This window comes from Chryseobacterium sp. WLY505, from assembly GCF_030846215.1.
GTDB lineage: Bacteria > Bacteroidota > Bacteroidia > Flavobacteriales > Weeksellaceae > Chryseobacterium.
In genome coordinates this window covers 127,751-149,433 of the sequence record NZ_JAVCWI010000003.1, presented here as the reverse complement: position 1 = coordinate 149,433, position 21,683 = coordinate 127,751, and the positions used below count along the sequence as shown (strand labels likewise).

General features: G+C 38.3%; 16 protein-coding genes. 11 read left to right on the top strand and 5 right to left on the bottom strand.

The window, feature by feature from the left end:
* Nucleotides 1–245 precede the first annotated feature (245 nt).
* The 5 genes from RAH34_RS09115 to RAH34_RS09095 all read right to left on the bottom strand — a co-directional run bounded on the left by RAH34_RS09115 (nucleotide 246) and on the right by RAH34_RS09095 (nucleotide 4,154).
* On the bottom strand, nucleotides 246–890 hold the full coding sequence (locus tag RAH34_RS09115) for a response regulator transcription factor (protein WP_114819698.1): 645 nt from the start codon (nucleotides 888–890) through the stop codon (nucleotides 246–248).
* Entirely contained in the window at nucleotides 887–1,657 is a 771-nt protein-coding gene (locus RAH34_RS09110) for a sensor histidine kinase (protein WP_114819699.1), read from the bottom strand. Before RAH34_RS09110 ends, RAH34_RS09115 begins: the two co-directional genes overlap by 4 nt.
* A gap of 13 nt (nucleotides 1,658–1,670) precedes the next feature.
* Nucleotides 1,671–2,315 carry a hypothetical protein gene (locus RAH34_RS09105; RefSeq protein WP_306595913.1) on the bottom strand — a complete coding sequence of 215 codons (645 nt, stop codon included), beginning with the start codon at nucleotides 2,313–2,315 and terminating at the stop codon, nucleotides 1,671–1,673.
* Nucleotides 2,316–2,328: 13 nt separating this feature from the next.
* Nucleotides 2,329–2,874, bottom strand: coding sequence for a hypothetical protein (locus RAH34_RS09100; RefSeq protein WP_114819701.1), 546 nt, complete (start codon nucleotides 2,872–2,874; stop codon nucleotides 2,329–2,331).
* A 455-nt stretch (nucleotides 2,875–3,329) separates the two neighbouring features.
* Complete coding sequence (locus RAH34_RS09095; protein ID WP_306595912.1) at nucleotides 3,330–4,154, bottom strand: universal stress protein; 825 nt, start codon at nucleotides 4,152–4,154, stop codon at nucleotides 3,330–3,332.
* Nucleotides 4,155–4,383: 229 nt separating this feature from the next.
* Between RAH34_RS09095 and RAH34_RS09090 the strand changes: the two genes are divergently transcribed.
* The 11 genes from RAH34_RS09090 (at nucleotide 4,384) to RAH34_RS09040 (ending at nucleotide 21,683) form a co-directional block, all read left to right on the top strand.
* Nucleotides 4,384–5,502 (top strand): sensor histidine kinase, encoded by a 1,119-nt coding sequence (locus RAH34_RS09090; protein WP_306595911.1) that lies wholly within the window; start codon nucleotides 4,384–4,386, stop codon nucleotides 5,500–5,502.
* Entirely contained in the window at nucleotides 5,499–6,263 is a 765-nt protein-coding gene (locus RAH34_RS09085; protein WP_114819704.1) for a LytTR family DNA-binding domain-containing protein, read from the top strand. Before RAH34_RS09090 ends, RAH34_RS09085 begins: the two co-directional genes overlap by 4 nt.
* 273 nt (nucleotides 6,264–6,536) lie before the next feature.
* On the top strand, nucleotides 6,537–7,658 hold the full coding sequence (locus RAH34_RS09080) for an efflux RND transporter periplasmic adaptor subunit (protein WP_306595910.1): 1,122 nt from the start codon (nucleotides 6,537–6,539) through the stop codon (nucleotides 7,656–7,658).
* Nucleotides 7,659–7,687: 29 nt separating this feature from the next.
* Complete coding sequence (locus tag RAH34_RS09075) at nucleotides 7,688–10,846, top strand: efflux RND transporter permease subunit (RefSeq protein WP_306595909.1); 3,159 nt, start codon at nucleotides 7,688–7,690, stop codon at nucleotides 10,844–10,846.
* Nucleotides 10,833–12,248: an efflux transporter outer membrane subunit gene (locus tag RAH34_RS09070; RefSeq protein ID WP_306595908.1), complete on the top strand. Its 1,416-nt coding sequence runs from the start codon at nucleotides 10,833–10,835 to the stop codon at nucleotides 12,246–12,248. The genes RAH34_RS09075 and RAH34_RS09070 overlap by 14 nt, the downstream gene beginning before the upstream one ends.
* 256 nt (nucleotides 12,249–12,504) lie before the next feature.
* Nucleotides 12,505–13,083, top strand: a complete 579-nt coding sequence (locus tag RAH34_RS09065) for a DUF4840 domain-containing protein (protein ID WP_114819708.1) — start codon at nucleotides 12,505–12,507, stop codon at nucleotides 13,081–13,083.
* 55 nt (nucleotides 13,084–13,138) lie between these two features.
* Nucleotides 13,139–13,753, top strand: a complete 615-nt coding sequence (locus RAH34_RS09060) for an RNA polymerase sigma factor (protein WP_306595907.1) — start codon at nucleotides 13,139–13,141, stop codon at nucleotides 13,751–13,753.
* On the top strand, nucleotides 13,746–15,143 hold the full coding sequence (locus RAH34_RS09055; RefSeq protein ID WP_306595906.1) for an outer membrane beta-barrel protein: 1,398 nt from the start codon (nucleotides 13,746–13,748) through the stop codon (nucleotides 15,141–15,143). Before RAH34_RS09060 ends, RAH34_RS09055 begins: the two co-directional genes overlap by 8 nt.
* A gap of 39 nt (nucleotides 15,144–15,182) precedes the next feature.
* Nucleotides 15,183–16,145, top strand: coding sequence for a T9SS type A sorting domain-containing protein (locus tag RAH34_RS09050; RefSeq protein WP_114819711.1), 963 nt, complete (start codon nucleotides 15,183–15,185; stop codon nucleotides 16,143–16,145).
* Between the two features lie 453 nt (nucleotides 16,146–16,598).
* On the top strand, nucleotides 16,599–18,134 hold the full coding sequence (locus RAH34_RS09045; RefSeq protein WP_306595905.1) for a YifB family Mg chelatase-like AAA ATPase: 1,536 nt from the start codon (nucleotides 16,599–16,601) through the stop codon (nucleotides 18,132–18,134).
* A 441-nt stretch (nucleotides 18,135–18,575) separates the two neighbouring features.
* Nucleotides 18,576–21,683: a non-ribosomal peptide synthetase gene (locus tag RAH34_RS09040; RefSeq protein ID WP_306595904.1), complete on the top strand. Its 3,108-nt coding sequence runs from the start codon at nucleotides 18,576–18,578 to the stop codon at nucleotides 21,681–21,683.

The window sequence follows — 21,683 nt, the reverse complement described above, 5'->3', positions numbered from 1 at the left end:
ATTCCCTACTCTGTTTCGGCTTTTCGGGGGCTGCCTTTCTGTGTTTTTTTCTATGACAAAATTCCATCATTCCGAAGGACAAAAACAGAGGAGAAAACCGTATTTTGAAAAAGGAAAAACACCTTTTTGTTTGTATATGAATGAGTTATGGAATGAAAAATCCGGCAGCTTGAAAAGCCGCCGGATACATAAAAAGAATGTAAAGATGTTTTTTTTTTCAGGTAATAATAAGGTTAAAAATTAAATTAGCACAGATCATGTTTCAAGGCAAAAAGCACCAGACCCGCTCTGTTTTTTATATCCAGTTTCACAAAAACCGAATCTCTGTAGCCGTCAATGGTTTTTGGACTCAGGCACATTTTATCCGCTATTTCTTTGTATGTGAGTTCGCTGCAGGCCCATTTGATAAACTCTTTCTCTCTTTCTTTCAGCTCTGAAAGCAAAGAAGCATTTTTGGCTTCTTCTGTTTTTACTTTTAATAGCTTTTGAGCCACAAAATCAGTATAAAAGCTGCCTTTCTCAAATACAGTTTCAATGGCCTGGAAAAGAATGGAAGGCTGCATGTCTTTCAGCAGATAGCCTTTTGCGCCCGCTTTTAACATTTTAATTAATATTCTTTCATCATCATCCATGGTAAGGGCAATGACTTTAATATCGGGATAATGCTCTGTAAGCCATTCTGTAGTTTCTATACCATTTTTATAAGGCATGTTAACATCCATCAGGACTACAGCGGGTAATTCTGAAGCTTTCTCCACTCCTGCAATAAATTCTTCTCCATTGGGATGATTCATAATGACCCGATATTGAGTGTTTTCTGTGATCATATTCTCCAGTGCTTTGGAGATTAAGGTATGATCATCTACGATCGCTATGGGAATAGTTTTCATAATAAATTTTTATGATAGGTTATCAATGTTTGTGTTCCTTTATTAAGTTCTGAATGTATAGACAGTTCAGCGTGAATCAGTTTGGCTCTCAGTTCCATATTTTTTAATCCTGAACCATTCTGAATAATGCTTGTATCAAAGCCTCTGCCGTTGTCGGAAATGCTGATGTGTAATCTTTCACAGTCATCCTCCATTTGTATGGAAACATTTTTGGCTTTGGAGTGTTTCAGAATATTATTGATACTTTCCTGAATAATCCTGAAGAGGATCAGGCCATGTTTGGGAGAAATATCAATATCCTGTTTTTGAGTGATGAATTCTATTTTCAATAATTTTAGTTTTTTAATCCTTTTCACTTCTCTTTCAATGGATTCTGCCAGTCCGAAATGAATGATCTGTTCCGTGATTAATGTTTTAGAAAGATTTCTGATATCCTGTATACACTCGCCCAATAATTCATTAAGCTCAATCAGGTCTTCTTTTTCTGTATTTTTGAGTTTGGTAATCAGTTGGTTTTGACGTAAGCGGACTACAGAGAGTTTTTGTCCCAGATCATCATGCAGTTCCTGCCCGATATAATTAAGGGTCTGTTCTTTCATTTCTACCTGAGAAGTCGCCAGTTCCTTTTCAAACCGGAGATCTTTTTCTTTTTGCTCGATCAACAGACTTGTTTTTTTCCTGATAAAGACCACATAAATAAAGATCATTGTCAAAACAACGATGAATAAAGTAATCGTAAAAATGATGACCAGATTATTCTCTTCCATATCTGAAAAGCATTTATCTTATTCTTTCCTGTTTGTTCCAGATTAAACCTAATATAAGTATCCCGTTACTGATCAGATTCAGCATAAATAAAATGAAGAAATAAATACTTTCTGAAACAGTAGTTCTGAAAAAAAGTATCGGAATGCTTCCGATAAAAAATATCATTAGAGATACTGATATCCAGAAGGGTAAATAGTTTTTAATTTCTAATATTTTGTCAGAATTAAAGGTTTGATACAGGAACAAAATAATTGAAAACAGCAACAGAAGAATATCTACATAGAGCATATTAAAAGAAAAATGATGAAGCAGATCATCTTCCGTATAAAACATCACAACAATATTGAGGACAAAAAGAACCAGGATGATGCTCTGTATCTTTTTGAGCAGCGGAACATACAATAATTGGTAATAATAGAATAAGTATAGAAAGAATACGATCATTAAAAAACCAATTACATAAAAAATGTCCGTAGGCAGATTGGTCAGCTTGAAATAGAAATAACAGGAAATATCAATCAGGGAAAACAACAGATATCCAATGATAAAAAATAAATTTTCCTTTCCGGTTTTTCTATATTTTATGATCATTAAAATCATCACTATAATGGATATGATCATCGATATCTGTTTCCCTGTTTCAATGTTCCAGTTCATATTTTTGTGTTTTTTAAGGCATTGTTTCAGATAACGTTTTTGGGGGTGGTGCCAGATTGGTCATATTCATAGATTCTATTGAAGTAACGTCTGTGTTTTCTTCGGTGGCGGCTGACCTGGCCATAGCCTTGTCCTTTTCTCTTTTTTGAGCGGTAGGAACGAGAAATATGGTTTGGTAACCTGCATATTCAGGTTTTGCCATTCTGTTTTTAGGATGATTCATTGGATATTTTCCCATGTAAATCCTGATTCCCGGATTTTTTAATTTTTGTTTTCTGGCATTTTCTTTTACATATTTAATATAGCCTTCCATATCTTCAAGCGAAAACCAGTACCATCGGGAATCGGGTTCACCGTTTCTGTACTTCATGAGAATTTCATGATTGGTTCTGGTGTATTCATCAAAAAGAACCCGGCCTTCACGATAACTGATCAGTTTCTTTTTATAACTGTTGCTAACGGGTTCTTTAGGAGGTTCGAAGCAGCTGATCAGACAAAAAGTCAAAATAAATGCTGCACAAAGCAGAGGTAAAATCTTAGTAAAAAAGGAAGTTTTCATTTTTATGGTTTTTAATTTTATGGAACAAAATTAGCGAACGGCACAACTATAAAAAAGAGGGAAAACACTGTTTTTATCCTTTACTAAATTTACGACTTTTTGATATTCAGATGAATAGAATATGATAGTTTGTTTTTGTTTTCAAAATAATATTCCAATTGTTTCCTTCAAAATAGAAAGATCTGTGTCTATGTTGATGGGCAGAATATTCCGAAATTGAATCAGAAATAAAACTCAAAACAGAAGTACGAAAATCATAATTTCAGGCTGTACTGGAAAACTATGATGAGGGATTAATAGCTTTGACAAAATAATCTGCAATGAACATTTTAAAAAGTAAAATAAAAAACAGGACCGGAAATCTATTCCCGGTCCTGTTAAACAAGATTAAGTGTAAAATTTAGCCTTTAAAGGCAAAAAGGATAATTCACATGTGAACAGATTTTTATTGATTCTTAATCTATGTTTAGGGGAATTGATAGTAATGGTAATTTATTCTTATACGCCATGATAGCCGTTTTGCTTCGATGAAACAGAGATTCCACAAGATTGTATTTATAGGGAACCATGGTTAAAAGGTCTGGCCCCGTCAGTTTTATTTCCTCTTCAATAGCTTTAATGACCTCAATGGATTGAATCATTTTAAAGCTATACTTAATGTCATCCAGATCATATCCGGAGTTCAGATCAATATCATGGATAACCTCAGCAAAATCTTCTAATCTTTCACTCACATTGAAGACCTCAATCTCTGCATTGAATTCATTAATAAAGTGGTAAATATCATTCATAGCAGACCAGGTCATGCTTTTGTGAGTATCATAAGCAAAAATAATCTTCCGGATTCCTGCATATTCTATGTGGGCAGGAACAATGAGTATAGGTTTTTTAATCCTGTGAATGGCCCTTGTTACCCTGTTTCCTAAAAGCTTCTGTTCCAGCGTTTTTTCCGCCATTCCCATCACCACAAAATCACATTCGTAAAGTTGCATGCAGTTTTCAAGTTCTTCAATAAAATTGCCTGAGGCCAGATGATGCCCTGTTTCTATTGCATATAAAGCAGTAAGCTCTGTTGCTTTATCCTCCAGTTTCTTCTGATTTTTAAGCGTTTGAGTGTAGAAAAAATCAGCTGAAGACTGTGCATTCAAAGCATGGATAGAAACAGTTTGCAGATTAAAAAGGATAATCCTGTATTTATTTTCTTTAGCCATAGAAGCTGCATAATGAGTGGCGTTTTCAGCTTCCTGCGAAAAATCTGTGCAGACAATTATTATTTTCATTGTACCGGATTTAATACCACAAAACTATGATAGACAGGTATTCCCTTACTGTAAAAATGATGTGATGTTGCATAAAATGATGATGAACTGTCTTTTTCAGGTGATGAACCGTCACCTCCATTTGAACACTGCTATTTTACGTTTCATGTCCTGTTTTGGCGGTCTCGTCTAAAATGGACGATACTCATATAAAATCTATGTCTATATTTACATTCATAAAATCCCGGATATGAATAGGATTTCTGCCATCAGGAAAAATATAGTACGGAATAAAAAGATTCTTTCCACCATGAAAAGAAGGCTCGTGATCTGGGCACTGGCCGTGGTTACGTTCTGTGTTTTTTCTTACCTTATTGATCCCTTTGATCCCGTTTGGAAAGGATATCTGGACGCTCCGCTGAAGATGATTCTGGAAGATGCCACATGGATTGTCTTTTTTTCCATCATCATTTCGGAGGTAAGTATATTTATTGACAGAACACTCAATAAGTGGCTTCCCTGGAGAAACAGAACCGTAAAGCGATTATTTATCCAGTGTCTGCTTCAGATCGTAGGAAGTGTTTTGATTGTGATTATTATTAATGCAATCGTAGATGGCACTTCGGTCACATTACCAGAAATGGATTCCCGCAAAGAATATACACTGCTGGGGCAATGGATTGCAACCAATATTGTAATATCATTGATTATCAGTGCATTTAATACCGTAGATTATTTATTGGAAAACTGGAAAAAAACAGCAGTAGAAGCGGCTCAGCATAAACTGAGGGCTTCCAAACATAAACAGGCTGCGATGGCAGCTGAACTTCAGGCACTTAAACTTCAGATAGACCCTCATTTTATTTTCAATAACTTAAGTGTATTGTCAGAACTCATTCTGGAAGATCAGCAGCTAGGCTATGATTATTCCGAGAAGTTTGCGAGAGTATACAGATATCTTTTAGTCAATTCCAAAAAAGACATCATTGCCGTAGAAGAGGAGCTCAAATTTTTAGAATCCTATATCTTTCTGATTGAAAAAAGAATTGGTGAAGGAGTGGTCTTCAAAATAGATATTGAAGAAGAATACAGATCCAGATTCACCCTACCATTATCTTTACAGCTATTGGTTGAAAATGCCATTAAACATAACCAGACTTCAAAGGTAAATCCTCTGGAGATTCACGTTTATACAGGTCCTGAAGGAGAATTGATAGTTTCCAATACATTTCTGCCTCTAATCAATAAGCCGGATTCCTCAGGGGTAGGACTTACCAATATTGTTGCACGGTACGAAATCTTAGGATATCCTAAACCTGTAATCGAAAAAACCGAAGATAAATTTATTGTAAAACTCCCATTGATATGAAGATTAATAAAGTTTTAATCGTTGAAGACGAAAGACCTAATGCCGACAGATTAAAAAGACTGTTGTTGAAGTTAAGACCGCATATCGAAATCCTTTCTGTGGAAGACTCGATTACCTCTACAGTCCATTGGCTGGAAAATAATGTGGTTCCCGATGTTATCATGATGGATGTAAGACTTGCAGATGGACTCAGCTTTGAAATATTTAACAAACATGAAGTTAAAAGTGCTGTCATATTTACTACAGCATACGATGAATATGCAGTACAGGCATTCAAATACAACAGTGTGGATTATCTTTTGAAACCTATTGAAGAAGAAGAACTGGATGCTGCATTAAAACGCTATGAAACCTTTATGGAATCTGTTCCGGTAGTAGGAACAGCCATTGAAGGACTGCTGAATTATATCCAGCCAAAAGACTACAGAAAACGTTTTCTGATCGCACACAGAGACGGATATAAAACCGTTCTGGCAGAAGATATCCTATACTTTTACACCGAATTGGGAATCAGCAAGGCCATGCTGAATACCGGAGTAGTAGAAAATGTTCCGCAAACTCTGGAAGAGCTTGAAAAACAGTTGGATCCCAAATTCTTTTTCCGCGCCAACAGACAATTCATCATCCATATCAATTCCGTAAAACAGATTTTTAATCATTTTAACGGAAAATTAAAGCTTGAATTGAGGAAACAGCCTGATATGGAAGTTATTGTAAGCCGGGAAAAAGCTTCCATTTTCAAATCCTGGATGGATTATTAATTCTTTAAAAATATAAACGAGGTTGCTTTTAGCCAAGGCAATCTTTTTTTTCGTTTTAATTGTAAAATACATTAGTTTATCCTTACTGATTTCACTCTTATTTCCACATGAAAATCTCTTTTTTACCATAATTACAAATGAAAACAACTGTCTTCCTTTCATTTTTCCGATCGTACGTTTCACCTGCGATTAACGACACTTCACCCAACTTCTGAATGAATATCACTATAAGATGAAGTTATTTTGCTCCTGTAAAATTTAAAAACCAATGTTATGAATTACAGAAAAGGATATCTGGTACTTTCACTTACAGCTGCAGCGATATTGTACTCGTGTGGTTCCGGGAACGGCCAGGAAAATGCTCAGCAGATGCAGCAGGCATTGCCTACAGATTTTATCCAGGTAAAGTCCGGAGATGCAGACATATCAACAGGATATCCGGGAAGCATAGAAGGACAGGATAATGTAGATATTAAAGCACAGGTAACAGGATATCTGGAAGCAGTATATATCAAAGAAGGACAGTATGTAAGCAAAGGACAGACCCTTTTCAGAATCAATCCATCCGTATACAACGAACAGGTAAATACCAATGAAGCCGCCTTGAAATCAGCGCTGGCAGCACAGGAAACCGCAAGACTTGAAGTAGAAAAGCTGAAACCCCTTGTGGAAGGAAAAGTAGTTTCCGATATGCAGCTGAAAACCGCTCAGGCAAGTTATAAAGCGGCATCAGCACAGGTAGCACAGGCTCAGTCATCATTAGGATCATCAAAGATTAATGCCAATTTTACCTACATCAAAGCTCCGGTGAGTGGATATATCGGACGAATTCCGAATAGAGTAGGAAACCTTATCAGTCCGTCAGATGCTTCTCCGTTGACAACACTTTCAAGTATCAACAGTGTGAATGTATACTTTTCAATGAACGAAGCTGATTTTATTGCGCACAGCAGAGCCTCGGCATCAGGAAATACAGCAGAAAACGTAGAGCTTATCCTGGCAGACGGTTCCACCTATTCTCTTAAAGGAAAACTGGAAAATGCCAGCGGAAACTTCGACAGAAATACCGGAAGTATTCAGATGAAAGCTGTTTTTCAGAATCCTGATAAATTATTAAGAGCCGGAGGAACAGCAAGAGTTATGATTCACAATGCTCTGAACGGAGTGATCAGACTTCCGAAAACATCAGTAAAAGATATTCAGGACAGATTCTTTGTTTATAAACTGAATGGCAAGGATAAAGTAAAAATGACTCAGATTACCGTTTCAGGAAGTACCTCTCAGGATTACTTTATCAAAGAAGGCGTGAATGCAGGAGATAAAATTGCTATCAACAGAATTGATGCCCTTACAGATGGAGCACAGGTGGTAGCGCACACCGTTCCTTTGAAATAGTTGTATAACCATTCTTAGAAAATTCAAAAATGTTAAAAAAGATAATAGACCGTCCGGTATTGGCGACGGTAATATCCCTTATCATCGTCATTTTAGGGATTATAGGATTAAACCAGCTGGCGGTGACCAGATTCCCGGACATTTCTCCGCCTACGATTACCGTTTCAGGATCGTATCCCGGAGGAAACAGTGAAACCGTGATCCGTTCCGTGGTAACGCCGCTGGAAGAACAGATCAACGGGGTGGAGGATATGGAATACATGAAATCCACCGCAAGTAATGATGGTACCTTTTCCATCTCCATTATATTCAAACAGGGGGTGAATGCCGATCAGGCTGCGGTAAACGTGCAAAACAGAGTGCAGCAGGCCACTCCGATCCTTCCACAGGAGGTTGTGAGAATGGGATTGACCACCTCCAAGCAGCAGAACAGTATGGTGTTGATTTTCAATATTTATACCGAAGATAATAAACAGTATGATGAAACTTTCCTTCAGAACTATGCGAATATCAACCTTATTCCACAGGTTAAAAGAGTAAAAGGGGTTGGGCAGGCCATGGTATTCGGATTGAAAGATTATTCCATGAGAATATGGCTGAACCCTCAGAAAATGTCATCTTACGGACTTGAGCCAGCAGATGTTTCCAGAGCCATTGCAGACCACAGTTTGGAGTCTGCTCCGGGTAAACTGGGAGAAGAATCGGATGCCGCTTTAGAATATGTAATCAGATACAAAGGAAAAAAGAACAAGCCTGAACAATATGAAAATATCATTGTTAAAAATACAGGAAGCCAGGTTATCAGGTTGAAAGATGTAGCCCGTGTGGAATTCGGAGCGATTTCCAATACCGGAGACAACCTTTCCAATGGGAAAAATGCGGTTACTGTGGCGATTATGCAGACTACAGGATCTAATGCGAATCAGATTGAAATAGGAGTGAATAAAGCTCTTGATCAATTATCAAAATCATTCCCTCCGGGTATCAAATATACGAAGGTAATGAGTACCAAAGAAAGATTGGATGAGGCTACAGGACAGGTGAAATCTACCCTGATAGAAGCATTTATTCTGGTATTTATCGTGGTATTTATCTTTTTACAGGATTTCAGATCTACGATTATTCCGGCAGTAGCCGTTCCGGTAGCCATTATCGGTACCTTCTTCTTCCTTCTGGTTTTAGGATTTACGATCAACGTACTGACCCTTTTTGCGCTTGTACTGGCCATCGGTATTGTAGTGGATGACGCCATTGTAGTGGTGGAAGCTGTTCACAGCAATATGGAAGGGACAGATCTTTCAGGAAGGGAAGCAACTCATAAGGCGATGAGTGAAATTACAGGAGCGGTTATTTCTATTACATTGGTGATGTCGGCAGTATTTATTCCTATCGGATTTATGTCCGGTTCTGCAGGATTATTTTATAAGCAGTTTGCCTATACATTGGCCATAGCGATCATTATTTCGGCGGTTAACGCATTGACTTTAACTCCGGCTTTGTGTGCCGTGTTTTTGAAAAACAATCACGCAGGAGAAGGTAAAAAACCAAAAGGATTCGGGCAAAGATTTGCGGTAGCATTCAATGTTGGATTCAATAATATGACCAACCGCTATGCAAAAGGAGTACGCTTTTTAATAGGAAGAAAATGGATTGCAGGAGGATTAATCGTAGCTGTTATCGGAGTTGCAGGCTGGCTGATGTCAAGCACGCCTAAGAGTTTTGTACCAATGGAAGATGACGGATTCTTCATGTACACGTTAAGCATGCCTCCCGGAACAGCATTGACCAAAACGACAGAAGTTTCCAACAAGATCAATGACATTTTAAAAGGAGTAGAAGCTGTGCAGGAAAATACTTCCATTACCGGATATAACCTTCTTAGTAACAGCGCAGGCCCTGCTTATGCAATGGGGTTTGTTAAACTGAAACCTAAGAAAGAAAGAGGTGAAGTTCAGGATATTCAGGAAGTGGTAGATATGGCGAATGCAAAACTGGGAGTGATCAAAGAAGGAAGTGTAATGACCTTCAGAATGCCTCCGGTAGAAGGTTACGGAATGACGAATGATGCGGAAATTGTCCTTCAGGACCGTATGGGAAGAGATCCTCAGGTTCTTAAAGCGAAAGCAGATGAGCTGATCGGTCAGTTGATGCAGGTTCCGGAAGTAGCATTTGCCTACACCATGTTCAGGGCAGACTATCCTCAGATGGAGCTTGAAGTGAATGAAGATAAAGCAAAACAACTGGGAGTAAGCATTTCTAATCTGTTGGGAACTGTTCAGACGTATTTCTCAGGAGACCAGTCTCAGAATTTCTCAAGATTCGGGAAGTTCTATAGAGTGAATATTAAAGCGGATGGAGTTTTCAGAATGGATGAGCAGGCGTTCAATGATATTTTTGTAAAGAATGAAAAAGGAGATATGGTTCCGGTAAATACATTGATCACTTTGAAAAAAGTCTACGGCCCGGAATCCGTTCAACGTTACAACCTTTACAACTCGTTAAATATCAACGTATCTCCAAAACCCGGAGTAAGTAACGGAGAGTTAATGGGCAAGCTGGAACAGACTTTAAGCAAATTACCTTCTGACTACAGCTACGAATGGACAGGATTGAGTTTGGAAGAGAAATCAGCTGGAAATCAGACGATTGCCATCTTTGGATTGTGTTTGCTTTTTGTATATCTGCTACTCGCAGCTCAATATGAAAGTTATATTCTTCCTCTGGCGGTAATGCTTTCCATTCCAACGGGAATTGTAGGAGCATTCTTAGGAATAAAAGCAATCGGACTGGATAATAACATCTACGTACAGGTAGGACTGATCATGCTTATCGGGCTTCTCGCCAAAAACGCGATCCTGATTGTAGAATTTGCCATACAAAGGCGAAAAGCAGGTCTTTCGATTCTGGACTCTGCACTGGAAGGAGCAAAGGCGAGATTACGTCCGATTATCATGACTTCATTAGCCTTTATTGTGGGAATGATTCCATTGATGATTTCTTCAGGAGGAATGGCTTCAGGAAACAAATCCATCAGTACAAGTGCTGCCATGGGAATGCTGAGCGGAGTGGTTTTAGGAGTTTTCGTAATTCCTGTACTCTATATGTTCTTTCAGTATCTGGATGAGAAGTTCTCTACCAAAAAGAAGTATACTACAACAGAAAATCAATTGAGCAATGAGCATATTTAATATAAAGAATTTCCTTATTTCAGGCGCAATGGCATCATTACTGATGTCTTGTGCCGTAGGAAAAAAATATACAAGAACAGATCTTCAGATTCCCGAAACCTATAAAGAATCTGTACAGGTAACAGGAGATACGGTAGTACTGCCATGGAAGACTTTCTTCAAAGATCCTAAATTGATAGGCTTAATAGATAAAGCCCTATTAAGAAATAATGAAGTGAATGTGGCTTTGAAAAATATAGAACAGCTGGATCTGATTTATAAACAAGCTAAGCTGGGGCTGATGCCAACATTAGATCTTACAGCAGGTGCCAACAGAAGCTGGGCTTCCACCAATACGCTTAACGGCTCTTTGAACGAGCAGTTTGTCGGAACAAAATATATGGATGATTTCAGTGCAGCCCTGAGACTTTCATGGGAAGTAGACATTTGGGGAAAGGCTAAAATGCAGAAAGAATCCGCGGCTGCAGAATATTTTGGACAAAAAGAAAACTTAAATGCCATCAAAAGCAGAATTGTTGTTCAGGTGGCTCAGGCTTATTATAATCTGATCAGTCTTGATGAACAGCTGAAAATAGCCGAACAGAATATTGAGTTGAGCGACAATACACTTAAAATGATGAATCTTCAGTTTACAGCAGGACAGATTAATTCATTGGCGGTTCAGCAATCGGAAGCACAGAAAAAAACAGCCGAGTTGCTGATTCCTTTAGCAAAACAGAATATTTCTATTCAGGAAAATGCTTTGAGTATTCTTTGTGGAGAATATCCGGCCAAAGTAGAAAGAGAAGGAAATCTGAAAGCAATGATTCCTGAAAATAAACTGTCAGAAGGATTGCCCGCACAACTGCTGAGCCGAAGACCGGATCTGAAGATGGCAGAGTTTAACGTTATCAGTCTAAATTCCAAAACCGGATTGGCAAAAGCTGCCATGTATCCAAGTATCAGTCTGAGTCCGCAGATAGGAGTAAATTCCAATAAATTCAGCTCATGGTTTGATATTCCGGGATCTATTACCAAAGCAATTGCGGCCAATCTTGCTGCCCCGATTTTTCAGAAAAAGCAGTTGAAAACAGCTTATGACACCGCTTTAATTGAGCAGGAAAAAGTGGCCATCAATTTTAAACAGTCGGTAATGACTGCGGTGGGAGAAGTTTCCGATGCTATGGCGAAATCCAAAGGTTCTTCAGAAAGATTACAGCTTCTAGAACAGAGAACAGCGATTCTGGACAAAGGAATCAATGATGCGTTGAAGCTGTATAAAAGTGGTATGGCAACCTATCTGGAAGTCATCACTGCTCAGAATAATAAACTCCAGAATGATCTGGAAACCATCAATGTTACCCTTGAAAAACTAAATGCTGAGGTAGATCTTTACAGAGCACTTGGAGGTGGAGTACAATAAAATACAACTGGTAAATAATGAAAAGGAAGCTATGTTATGTAGTTTCCTTTTTGCTGTTTATCTAAGATCAATAGAGCTTCATTTTGACAACAGGTACGGAATTTGCAATGAGATGATGAAAATTTTATGTACACAATATCAATTGGTTATAGTTTTTTTTGTTTTTTTTCAGAAAAACGATGCAAGATTTTCGGAAAACAGGATTTATATAGATGAGTACTCGAAAATAATTAATGTTTAACGAAAATGTAATGCAATGAAAAAATTGACAGTACCCCGATTTTTTATAACAGTTTTAATGGTTTTAGTAGGATTTACCCTATACTCATGTAATGATAATGAAGGACCAGATATTCCACCTGTAAAAATGGAAGACCTGGCAGGCAACTATAAAGGAAAACTGATTATTGTACAGGGAAACAGCAAAAGAGAAGGAATAAAAGAATTCAAAGTAAAGAAAGATACCATCTCATTTGATGAATTTCCAGTGGCTGAAATTGTAAAAGCAGTAGTGAAAGATCCTGCAAAAGCAGAAGCCGCTTTAAAGACAATGGGAAAAGTAAAGTATGACCTTAAATATGCAGCAGTGATCAACACAGCAAATAATGTGATAGAGCTTACTTTAACCCCAAAAACGATGGAACTTCAGATTCCTGTAGACGGAGTTAATAAAAAGACCGTTGTGGAATTTGTTTCTAAGCAAAAAGGATATTATGTAGGATTGGATCAGACGCTTAGATATGCTTTCACCGCAGAAAAAATTACAGTAGACGGGACATTGGTTACTCCTTATGAAGTGATTGATTATAATTTCCCATTCTGTATAAAAAATTAATGAATAGATAGTATCATCAATGGATTGCACTTTATTAAAAAGATGCAATCTATTTTTGCTTGACAGTTTAACATCCCAGTGGGTACGGAGGCAGCAGCATTATATGGAAGAAAGTAAAGAACAGATTTTGGTAAAGCACCTTCTGAAAAAGGAAGAGGCTGCCTGGAAAGAGCTTTTTGGAGCTTATTCCAGAAATCTGTCCTACGTATGCTCCCGTTATCTGGCAGAAAAAGAAGACGTGCATGATGTGCTCCAAAACAGTTTTATTAAAATGTTCCGTTCGATAGAATCTTTTGAGTACAGAGGAAATGGTTCTTTAAAAGCTTGGATGACCCGTATCGCAGTTAATGAATCTCTAAAGCATATCAAACAGAAAGGTGACTTTAAATCTGCTGTAGAGGTAGATGATCTTGCAGACATCCCTAATGAAGAAGAACCGGATTTTGAAGAAATCCCACGTGATGATATTATGATGATGATAAGAGCTCTTCCGGATGGCTACCGGACTGTTTTTAACCTGTTCGTATTTGAGAAAAAAAGCCATAAGGAGATTGCCGGGCTGCTGGGGATTGCCGAGAATTCTTCCGCATCACAGTTTCACAGGGCAAAAGGACTGCTGGCTCAGAAAATAAAAGAATTTAAAATGTCAATAAAAGCACAATATGAATAACGAATGGCTAAATAATCTGCGAAGCAGAATGGATGACCATGAAGAGGACGTTCCGGAAGGATTGTGGGATGACATTAAAGATGAATTATTTTCTGGTGAAGAAAATAAAAGCATTCCCGGATTTATTCCTGCCGTTCATGAAGGTGGAGAAAAGAAAGAAAAGGGAACAAATGCTGGAAACAGATCCATATTTTATCGCGTTGGAGGGATTGCAGCGGCCATTGCATTATTGTTTTTGCTGACCAAAATACTTCCCCGGAATGATGCCGGAAAAACTCTGTCTCATAAACCGGCAGATGTGAAAGGAGAGAAGGAAAAAAATTATGTAAAAACTACCGAAACTGAGGATGTTTCAGGCAGTGAATTAAAATCAAAGACAGATGATTTTTTAGCTGAAAATATATTGAACACCGGTGCTCCCGAGAGAACGATAATACAAAGACATGCAGATAATGGAGCAGAAAATCATGCCGGAAGTAATCAGAAGATCGAGGATGTTTTCAAGCTTCCGACAGCATTGGAGTCTTTTCAGCAGGAAAGTAAGATCGCCCAGAAAACATCAGTGATTGATGATACCGTGAAAGAAACGGTAAAAGAACAGGCTTCTGATGAGGTTTTTTTTAATCAGGAAAAACTAAAGGAGGTCTATGCTGAAAATACACAGCGTAAAGCCACCAAATCCAGAGATAAAAAGTCCTGGATGTTAGGCATGCTTACTGGTAATATGGGGTCCAATTCTGCAGAACAGCAGTTTCCGGGCTATGCTTCAATCACCGGAAAAGCGATGAATGTTGAGCAGGTATGGACTACTTCAGAATATCATGATGATCCTCTTACAGCCATATTGCTGGCCAATCAAAGTCAGCCGGTAGAAGCGAGGATAAGACATAAAGTACCGGTAACATTGGGGCTTTCTGTTTACTATAATTTGGGAAGGAGATGGGGAATAGGAACAGGGCTGAATTATACCAAGCTGTCTTCTGAGCTGCATTCCGGAAGTGAGAATAATTATATTAAAGGAGATCAGACGCTGCATTATATAGGAATTCCGGTACAGGTTAATTATAATGTCATTCAGAAAGGGAAATTTACAGGATACATTACAGGTGGGGCTTTGGTAGAAAAACCAGTGGCAGGAAATATTACAACAAGTTATGTTGTTGATGGTAAAATAAAGGAAAGCTCAAAAGAGCGTGTAGAGCCTAAACCTCTGCAGTTTTCTGTCAACACAGCTGTTGGCTTTCAGCTGAAACTTATTGATAAAATAGGAATTTATGCAGAACCGGGAATAGGATATCATTTTAAAGAAGAAACAGCACCCAATACCATTTATAAAGAAAAACCGCTTCATTTTAATATGAAATTCGGAATAAGAGTTCTGCTGGATTAATGCAGACCATTTTAAAACACCAAACTTAATAATTGATATATGAAAACAAAACTAATCTTTTTAGTGGTTTTATTATTCTCCATTCTGAATATAAAAGCACAGTGCACCCCTACAATTACCAGTGCAAGACTCGGGCAAAAATACCCGGGAACGATCTTATTCTGCGATACGGAAGATGAAATTCTTTCCACAACACAGACTTACGCAACGTATCAGTGGTATAAACAGGAATGGACATGGCAGACACCGAATAACAACCCATGGGTAGCTATTCCGGGAGCGACATCACAACAGCTGACCATTAGTGGTAATGACCAGCTGAATTATTTTAAGGTAGTGGTTTCCGAAGGAGACTGTACAGCAGAAAGTCCTACAGCATTTGCAGATGGTTTTGTATATGGACTGCCTGCAATGATGACTACTTATACTCCAGGTACATATGAAGAAAATATGGGAACAGTGAAGGTCTGCAATGGAGCGTCTGTACAGTTTGACAATATATTTCCTTTAGTGTATGGCAAACATACCTGGTTTAAATGTGTACCGGGAAGCAATCCGCCGGTAGCAGGAGATCCTTGTATTATTGCTGGTGTGGTAGGTGATACCTACGTTGCAACAAGCTCAGGGAAATACGGATTTTATGCCTGTACGGAATATTGTCCGGATCAGTGCCAGATGTTAGATCCGTTTGCATTTGTTGAGGTGACTTTCGGGGACTGGGAATTCTGCAGTAATTTGGGAACAGGAGAAACAAAAATTAAAGATAATAATCTGAAAATTTATCCTAACCCTACGGCACAGCACCTTTATATCGGAAAAGAATCTGATAAAATCTATAAAGAAATTATGATTATAGATATGTCCGGAAAACTTGTTCTGAAGAAAAATGATCACAGATATAATCAGCCGATTGATGTAAGCGGTCTGGTACCGGGAAATTATATCATTGTTTCTAAGAGCACAGACGGAACAGAATATAAAAACAGATTTATAAAAAAATAATAGGATTATAAAATCTGAAGATGCTAACATATTGATTGTGGGAAGGAAGTATGGATGTCTGAGGAGGGGTGTTCCTTGTATTGAAGAAGAACTAGAGTGATTTATTTTAATACTTTACGCTCATAGATACATTTCATCCTTGTTAATCTAATGACGGTCATAATTACCCCCAAAAAGGAATTTCCTCTTTCCGGCATCCGCTTCCTGACTTACAATTAATGTTCAGTAATTCAGATGGCATAATCTTTTTCGTTAGTTTTTAATAATGGTTGAGTCGGTACAAAGAAATTTGTACCGGTTTTTTTATTATCACCTCTGTCCCTTCAAAAGAAAAATCCGAATAGGTGTTTCGTTAAAAACTTTTTTTAAATATCTGCCTGGATAAAATGTTGTTAATGTAAAACCCAGATTTTCAGAATAGTATATTTATTACTTTTACTTCAAAAACACATCATGCTGATCAAAATTTATGGAAGTGCCATTCATGGAGTGGCTGCACAGACCATTACCATTGAAGTGAATGTAGATACCGGAGGAGTAGGATACCATCTCGTTGGGCTTCCTGATAATGCTATTAAAGAAAGCAGCTACAGAATTTCTGCAGCCCTGAAAAATGTAGGATTTAAAATTCCCGGTAAGAAAATTACGATTAATATGGCTCCCGCAGATCTCAGAAAAGAAGGCTCTGCTTACGATCTCAGTATTGCTATCGGTATCTTAACCGCCTCAGATCAGATACTGGCAGAGAACGTTAAAGACTATATTATTATGGGAGAACTTTCTCTGGATGGAAGTTTACAGCCGATCAAAGGTGTTTTGCCCATTGCAATCCAGGCCAGGGAAGAAGGGTTTAAAGGAATCATTCTTCCAAAACAAAATGCCAGAGAAGCAGCCATTGTGAATGACCTTGATGTCTACGGAGTAGAAAATATCAGAGAAGTTATCGATTTTTTCAACGTAGGAAAAGTGCTTGAAAAAATAACACTGGATACCCGGAAAGAATTTCATGAAAAGATCAATGATTTTCCTTTTGATTTCTCCGAAGTTAAAGGTCAGGAAACAGCCAAAAGAGCGATGGAAGTTGCCGCAGCAGGCGGACATAATATTATTCTGATCGGGCCGCCGGGAAGTGGGAAAACAATGCTGGCCAAAAGAGTTCCCAGTATTTTACCTCCTCTGACATTAAAAGAAGCACTGGAAACAACAAAAATTCACTCTGTTGCCGGAAAAATAGGAACAGAAACATCATTGATGACTGTTCGTCCCTTCAGATCTCCACATCATACCATATCTGATGTTGCCTTGGTAGGAGGGGGAAGTTACCCTCAGCCCGGAGAAATCTCCCTTGCTCATAACGGCGTTTTGTTTCTGGATGAAATGCCCGAATTTAAGAGAACAGTGCTGGAAGTTATGAGACAACCTTTGGAAGATCGTGAAGTAACGATATCAAGAGCCCGGTTTACGGTCAACTATCCGGCAAGTTTTATGCTGGTAGCTTCTATGAACCCCAGTCCAAGCGGTTTCTTTCCTGATGATCCCAATAATACCTCATCTGTTTACGAAATGCAGCGGTACATGAACAAACTCTCAGGTCCGCTCTTAGATAGGATAGACATCCATATCGAAGTTCAAAAGGTAGAGTTTGAACAGCTTTCTGAGAAAAGGAAAGGAGAAAAAAGTAAAGAGATCAGAGACCGTGTACTCAAAGCAAGGGATATTCAGAACAAAAGATATCAAAACCTCAATATCAGCAGTAATGCCCAGATAGGTCCAAAGGAAATTGAAGCCTATTGTGAACTGGATGAATCTTCTTTCAGTCTCATCAAATTAGCCATGGAGAAACTTAATCTTTCGGCAAGAGCTTATGACAGAATTCTTAAAGTCGCCAGAACAATAGCGGATCTTGAAGGATCTGAAAATATTGTATCTCATCATATTTCCGAAGCTATACAATACAGAAGTCTGGACAGGGAATTCTGGAATGCCTGAGAGTATTCTATTTCATTGATTTAAAACTAAATAATAAGTTTTGTTTTCATAAGTTTAATTCTCATCAGTGAGATTAACATAGGAATTATGTAACACTTACATTAAAATATTATGTTAAGTTTGATTACCAAATTATTTAAAATAACATATTATGGAAATCAAATTCATAAATACTGCGTAGGAAGTGTACCTCACTTATAAAGGATAGACGAAAGATGTCTTCCTTCATTTTTCGAATAAATTCATAACGTTTGAATGCAGAATACCGTCCCACAGATAGAAAGGTCGGTGCATACCCTGTATGCATTCAGTTTTGAGAAATTAATAAAGAAACACATTTAGTAATTAAACGGTGGTTATTCATCATGTCTTTACTTTTTAATTGTTTCTCCAGTTGAAATCCCACTTGCAAATTTTTAAACCAAACCAAATCAAATTATTATGCCAAACACCATTCCCTCATTAGAACCTTTGTCATTAGGTTCAGCTGTATTACTGTCATCCGAAGACAGAGAAAAACTTTTAAACCAATTCAATACAACCGGTTGGGACTATCATCATGAAGAAACCCTGGAATCTCTTTTCCGGAGGCAGGCAATCCTTCATCCTGATAAGACTGCTGCGGTTTATCAGGACCAGGAGATTACTTACGGAGAGCTGGACCAGAGAAGCAATCAGCTGGCCAACCTATTATTAAGCCGTGGTATCAAAGAAGGAAAATATGTTCCCATCTGGCTGGACCGTTCTTTGGAATGGATCATTGCAATACTCGGAGTTATCAAAACAGGTGCAGCCTATGTTCCGATAGATCCTGCTTATCCTGTAAAAAGAGTAGAATATATTCTTTCCGATACCTCTGCTGATCTTATGATTACCAATCAAATTCTTGAAGCACTTTTGTCAGAAACTGAAAAGAGAAAGGTATTTGATCTCAGCAATAAGGAAAATCTTGATTATTTATCATCAGAATATCCAGGGATTACTATCCATAAGAACGCTCTGGCATACACCATTTATACTTCCGGCTCCACGGGTAAACCCAAAGGGGTGATGGTGGACCATCAGGCTATACAACATCTGGTAACATGGCATAATCATCATTTTCATGTAGATCATAGCGCAAAACTGACTCTTGTGGCAGGGTTGGCATTTGATATCTCTGTATGGGAAATATGGTCTGCCCTCACTTCCGGAGCTACCATTTTTATTGCTGATAATGAAGACAGAACAGATGCACTTGCTTTGCTTGATTATTATAGAAGAAATCAGATTACACATGGTTTTGTGCCTACTGTATTAGCTCCGTCTGTAGTTAATGACTCCCGTAATTATCATGATCTGAAACTGAAATATCTCTTTACCGCAGGTGAAAAGTTGAAACCAGTGCTTACTTCAGAATTAAGCTACGAGCTGGTAGATTATTATGGCCCCACAGAATGTACAGTTTACGCTACCTATAAAAAAGTGAAAGATAGTAACGGGAAATATGTTTCATCTATTGGCAGACCCATTGCCAATGCGAAAGCCTATATTCTGGGAGAAAATAAGGAATTGCTGCCCGTAGGAGCTGTGGGAGAACTCTGTATTGGAGGAAATCTTTTAGCAAAAGGATATCTTAATAACAAAGAACTTACAGATGCTAAATTCATCACCAATCCATTTAACGAAGCAGAGAAAATCTACCGCACAGGAGACCTTGCCAAATGGAATCCGGATGGTGATATTGAATTCCTGGGAAGGATTGATAATCAGGTGAAAATTCGTGGCTTCAGAGTGGAATTGGGAGAGATAGAACGTTCATTGGTTCAGCAGAATGGTATTAAAGAAGCTCTCATTCTTGGGAAAGAAACGGAAGGAAGCACCAAATACCTGATTGCTTTTGTTGTATTAGATCCTGGAGCAGTGGCAGATATTTCATCAGTCCGAAATGCATTGAAAGAAGAACTTCCGGGCTATATGATTCCTGCACAAATTATTTTTATAGATAAAATTCCGTTAACAGCAAATGGAAAAACAGATACCCGGCTATTAAAGGAACTGGCTGATAAAGAAGCAAAAGAATTGATTTCATTTGAGCCACCCACCAACGAGACCGAAAGAATTATTGCAGATGTCTGGTCGTCTGCATTGGAACGCCCTGTCATCAATATCACGGATAATTTTTTTGATATTGGAGGAAACTCTCTGTTGGTTGCAACGGTGGCGGTTGCTTTGCAAAGAAAGCTGGATGTAAAAGTTTATCTGCGGGATATCTATCAGTATCCCACATTGCAGCAGCTTTCGGAAGTTCTTATAAACAGATCCAGAGAGGCAAGAGAAGCAATCCCTGCAGAAGATGTAGAACCATATGTAGAGCTTCAAAAAGATGTTTATCTTGCTCCGGGAACTGTTTTTGCAGGAGGTTTTGATCCTCAGCAGGTGGAAAATCCAGCTACTATATTTTTAACGGGAGCTACGGGGTTTGTAGGAATTCACCTGTTGCAGGAGCTTCTGGATACTACCAATGCTGATATTTACTGCCTTGTAAGAGCTCAGGATGAATTTTATGCAATGGAAAAAATTGACAGATGTTTTAAGCAATACCATATTCCTCGTCATGCAGAACAGAGATCAAGAATTATTCCTGTCATCGGAGACCTGGCTCTGCCGTCCTTAGGATTGTCAGAAGAAATATTTACAAAACTTGCAAAACAAACCGACTTGATTTATCACTCCGGAAGCTCAGTGAACTTTATTGAGCCCTATTCCTATATGAAAGCTCCCAATGTAGAAGGATTAAGGGAAGTCATAAAACTGGCAGGAGCTGAACGAACAAAATGCCTCGCCTTGCTGTCAACCATTTCCGTATACAGCTGGGGGCATCTGTTTACAGGAAAAACGGTAATGCTTGAATCTGATGATATTGAACAGAACCTGATGTCTGTAAGTAAAGATATTGGATATGTAAGAAGTAAATGGGTGATGGAAGCGGTTGCCGATTTAGCTGCAAAAGAAGGACTTCCACTGATTACTTACCGCCTTGGATATGCCATGTGCCACAGTGAAACAGGGGCAAGTGCTTCTTACCAGTGGTGGTCCGGATTGGTGAAAAATTGTATAGAATTTAAATCTTATCCTGCGCTTACCGAGCTTAGAGAAGGTCTTATCACTGTAGATTATATGACGAAAGCCATGGCTCATATCACGAAAAATAAAGAGGCAATAGGTAAAAAATTCAACCTGATTGCCCGTCCGGAAACCGATCTTACTTTAGAGGAATTCTTCGAACTTTTGAAAAAATATTATCCTTTCACACTCGAAAATCTTCCTTATATAGAATGGCGAAAGCAATGGGAAGATGACAGCAAAAACCGTTTGTATCCATTGACGAGTCTTTTCAGAGATAATATTCATGAAGGCTTATCTACCGTAGAGCTTTACCAGAATACTTATGTATGGGATTGTTCCAATGTTATTCAGTATCTGGAGGGTTCTGGCATTGAGGAACCGGTGTTTGATAAGAAAATGCTGGATTCCTATTTACAATATCTTGGAATTCAGGTTGAATAG

Bases quoted from the DNA above. Each gene is read 5' to 3' on its own strand.
- RAH34_RS09090 (WP_306595911.1), top strand. From the start codon at position 4,384: ATGAATAGGATTTCTGCCATCAGGAAAAATATAGTACGGAATAAAAAG.
- RAH34_RS09075 (WP_306595909.1), top strand. From the start codon at position 7,688: ATGTTAAAAAAGATAATAGACCGTCCGGTATTGGCGACGGTAATATCC.
- RAH34_RS09095 (WP_306595912.1), bottom strand. From the start codon at position 4,154: ATGAAAATAATAATTGTCTGCACAGATTTTTCGCAGGAAGCTGAAAAC.
- RAH34_RS09040 (WP_306595904.1), top strand. From the start codon at position 18,576: ATGCCAAACACCATTCCCTCATTAGAACCTTTGTCATTAGGTTCAGCT.
- RAH34_RS09055 (WP_306595906.1), top strand. From the start codon at position 13,746: ATGAATAACGAATGGCTAAATAATCTGCGAAGCAGAATGGATGACCAT.
- RAH34_RS09110 (WP_114819699.1), bottom strand. From the start codon at position 1,657: ATGGAAGAGAATAATCTGGTCATCATTTTTACGATTACTTTATTCATC.
- RAH34_RS09070 (WP_306595908.1), top strand. From the start codon at position 10,833: ATGAGCATATTTAATATAAAGAATTTCCTTATTTCAGGCGCAATGGCA.
- RAH34_RS09080 (WP_306595910.1), top strand. From the start codon at position 6,537: ATGAATTACAGAAAAGGATATCTGGTACTTTCACTTACAGCTGCAGCG.
- RAH34_RS09085 (WP_114819704.1), top strand. From the start codon at position 5,499: ATGAAGATTAATAAAGTTTTAATCGTTGAAGACGAAAGACCTAATGCC.
- RAH34_RS09100 (WP_114819701.1), bottom strand. From the start codon at position 2,874: ATGAAAACTTCCTTTTTTACTAAGATTTTACCTCTGCTTTGTGCAGCA.
- RAH34_RS09045 (WP_306595905.1), top strand. From the start codon at position 16,599: ATGCTGATCAAAATTTATGGAAGTGCCATTCATGGAGTGGCTGCACAG.
- RAH34_RS09065 (WP_114819708.1), top strand. From the start codon at position 12,505: ATGAAAAAATTGACAGTACCCCGATTTTTTATAACAGTTTTAATGGTT.
- RAH34_RS09050 (WP_114819711.1), top strand. From the start codon at position 15,183: ATGAAAACAAAACTAATCTTTTTAGTGGTTTTATTATTCTCCATTCTG.
- RAH34_RS09105 (WP_306595913.1), bottom strand. From the start codon at position 2,315: ATGAACTGGAACATTGAAACAGGGAAACAGATATCGATGATCATATCC.
- RAH34_RS09115 (WP_114819698.1), bottom strand. From the start codon at position 890: ATGAAAACTATTCCCATAGCGATCGTAGATGATCATACCTTAATCTCC.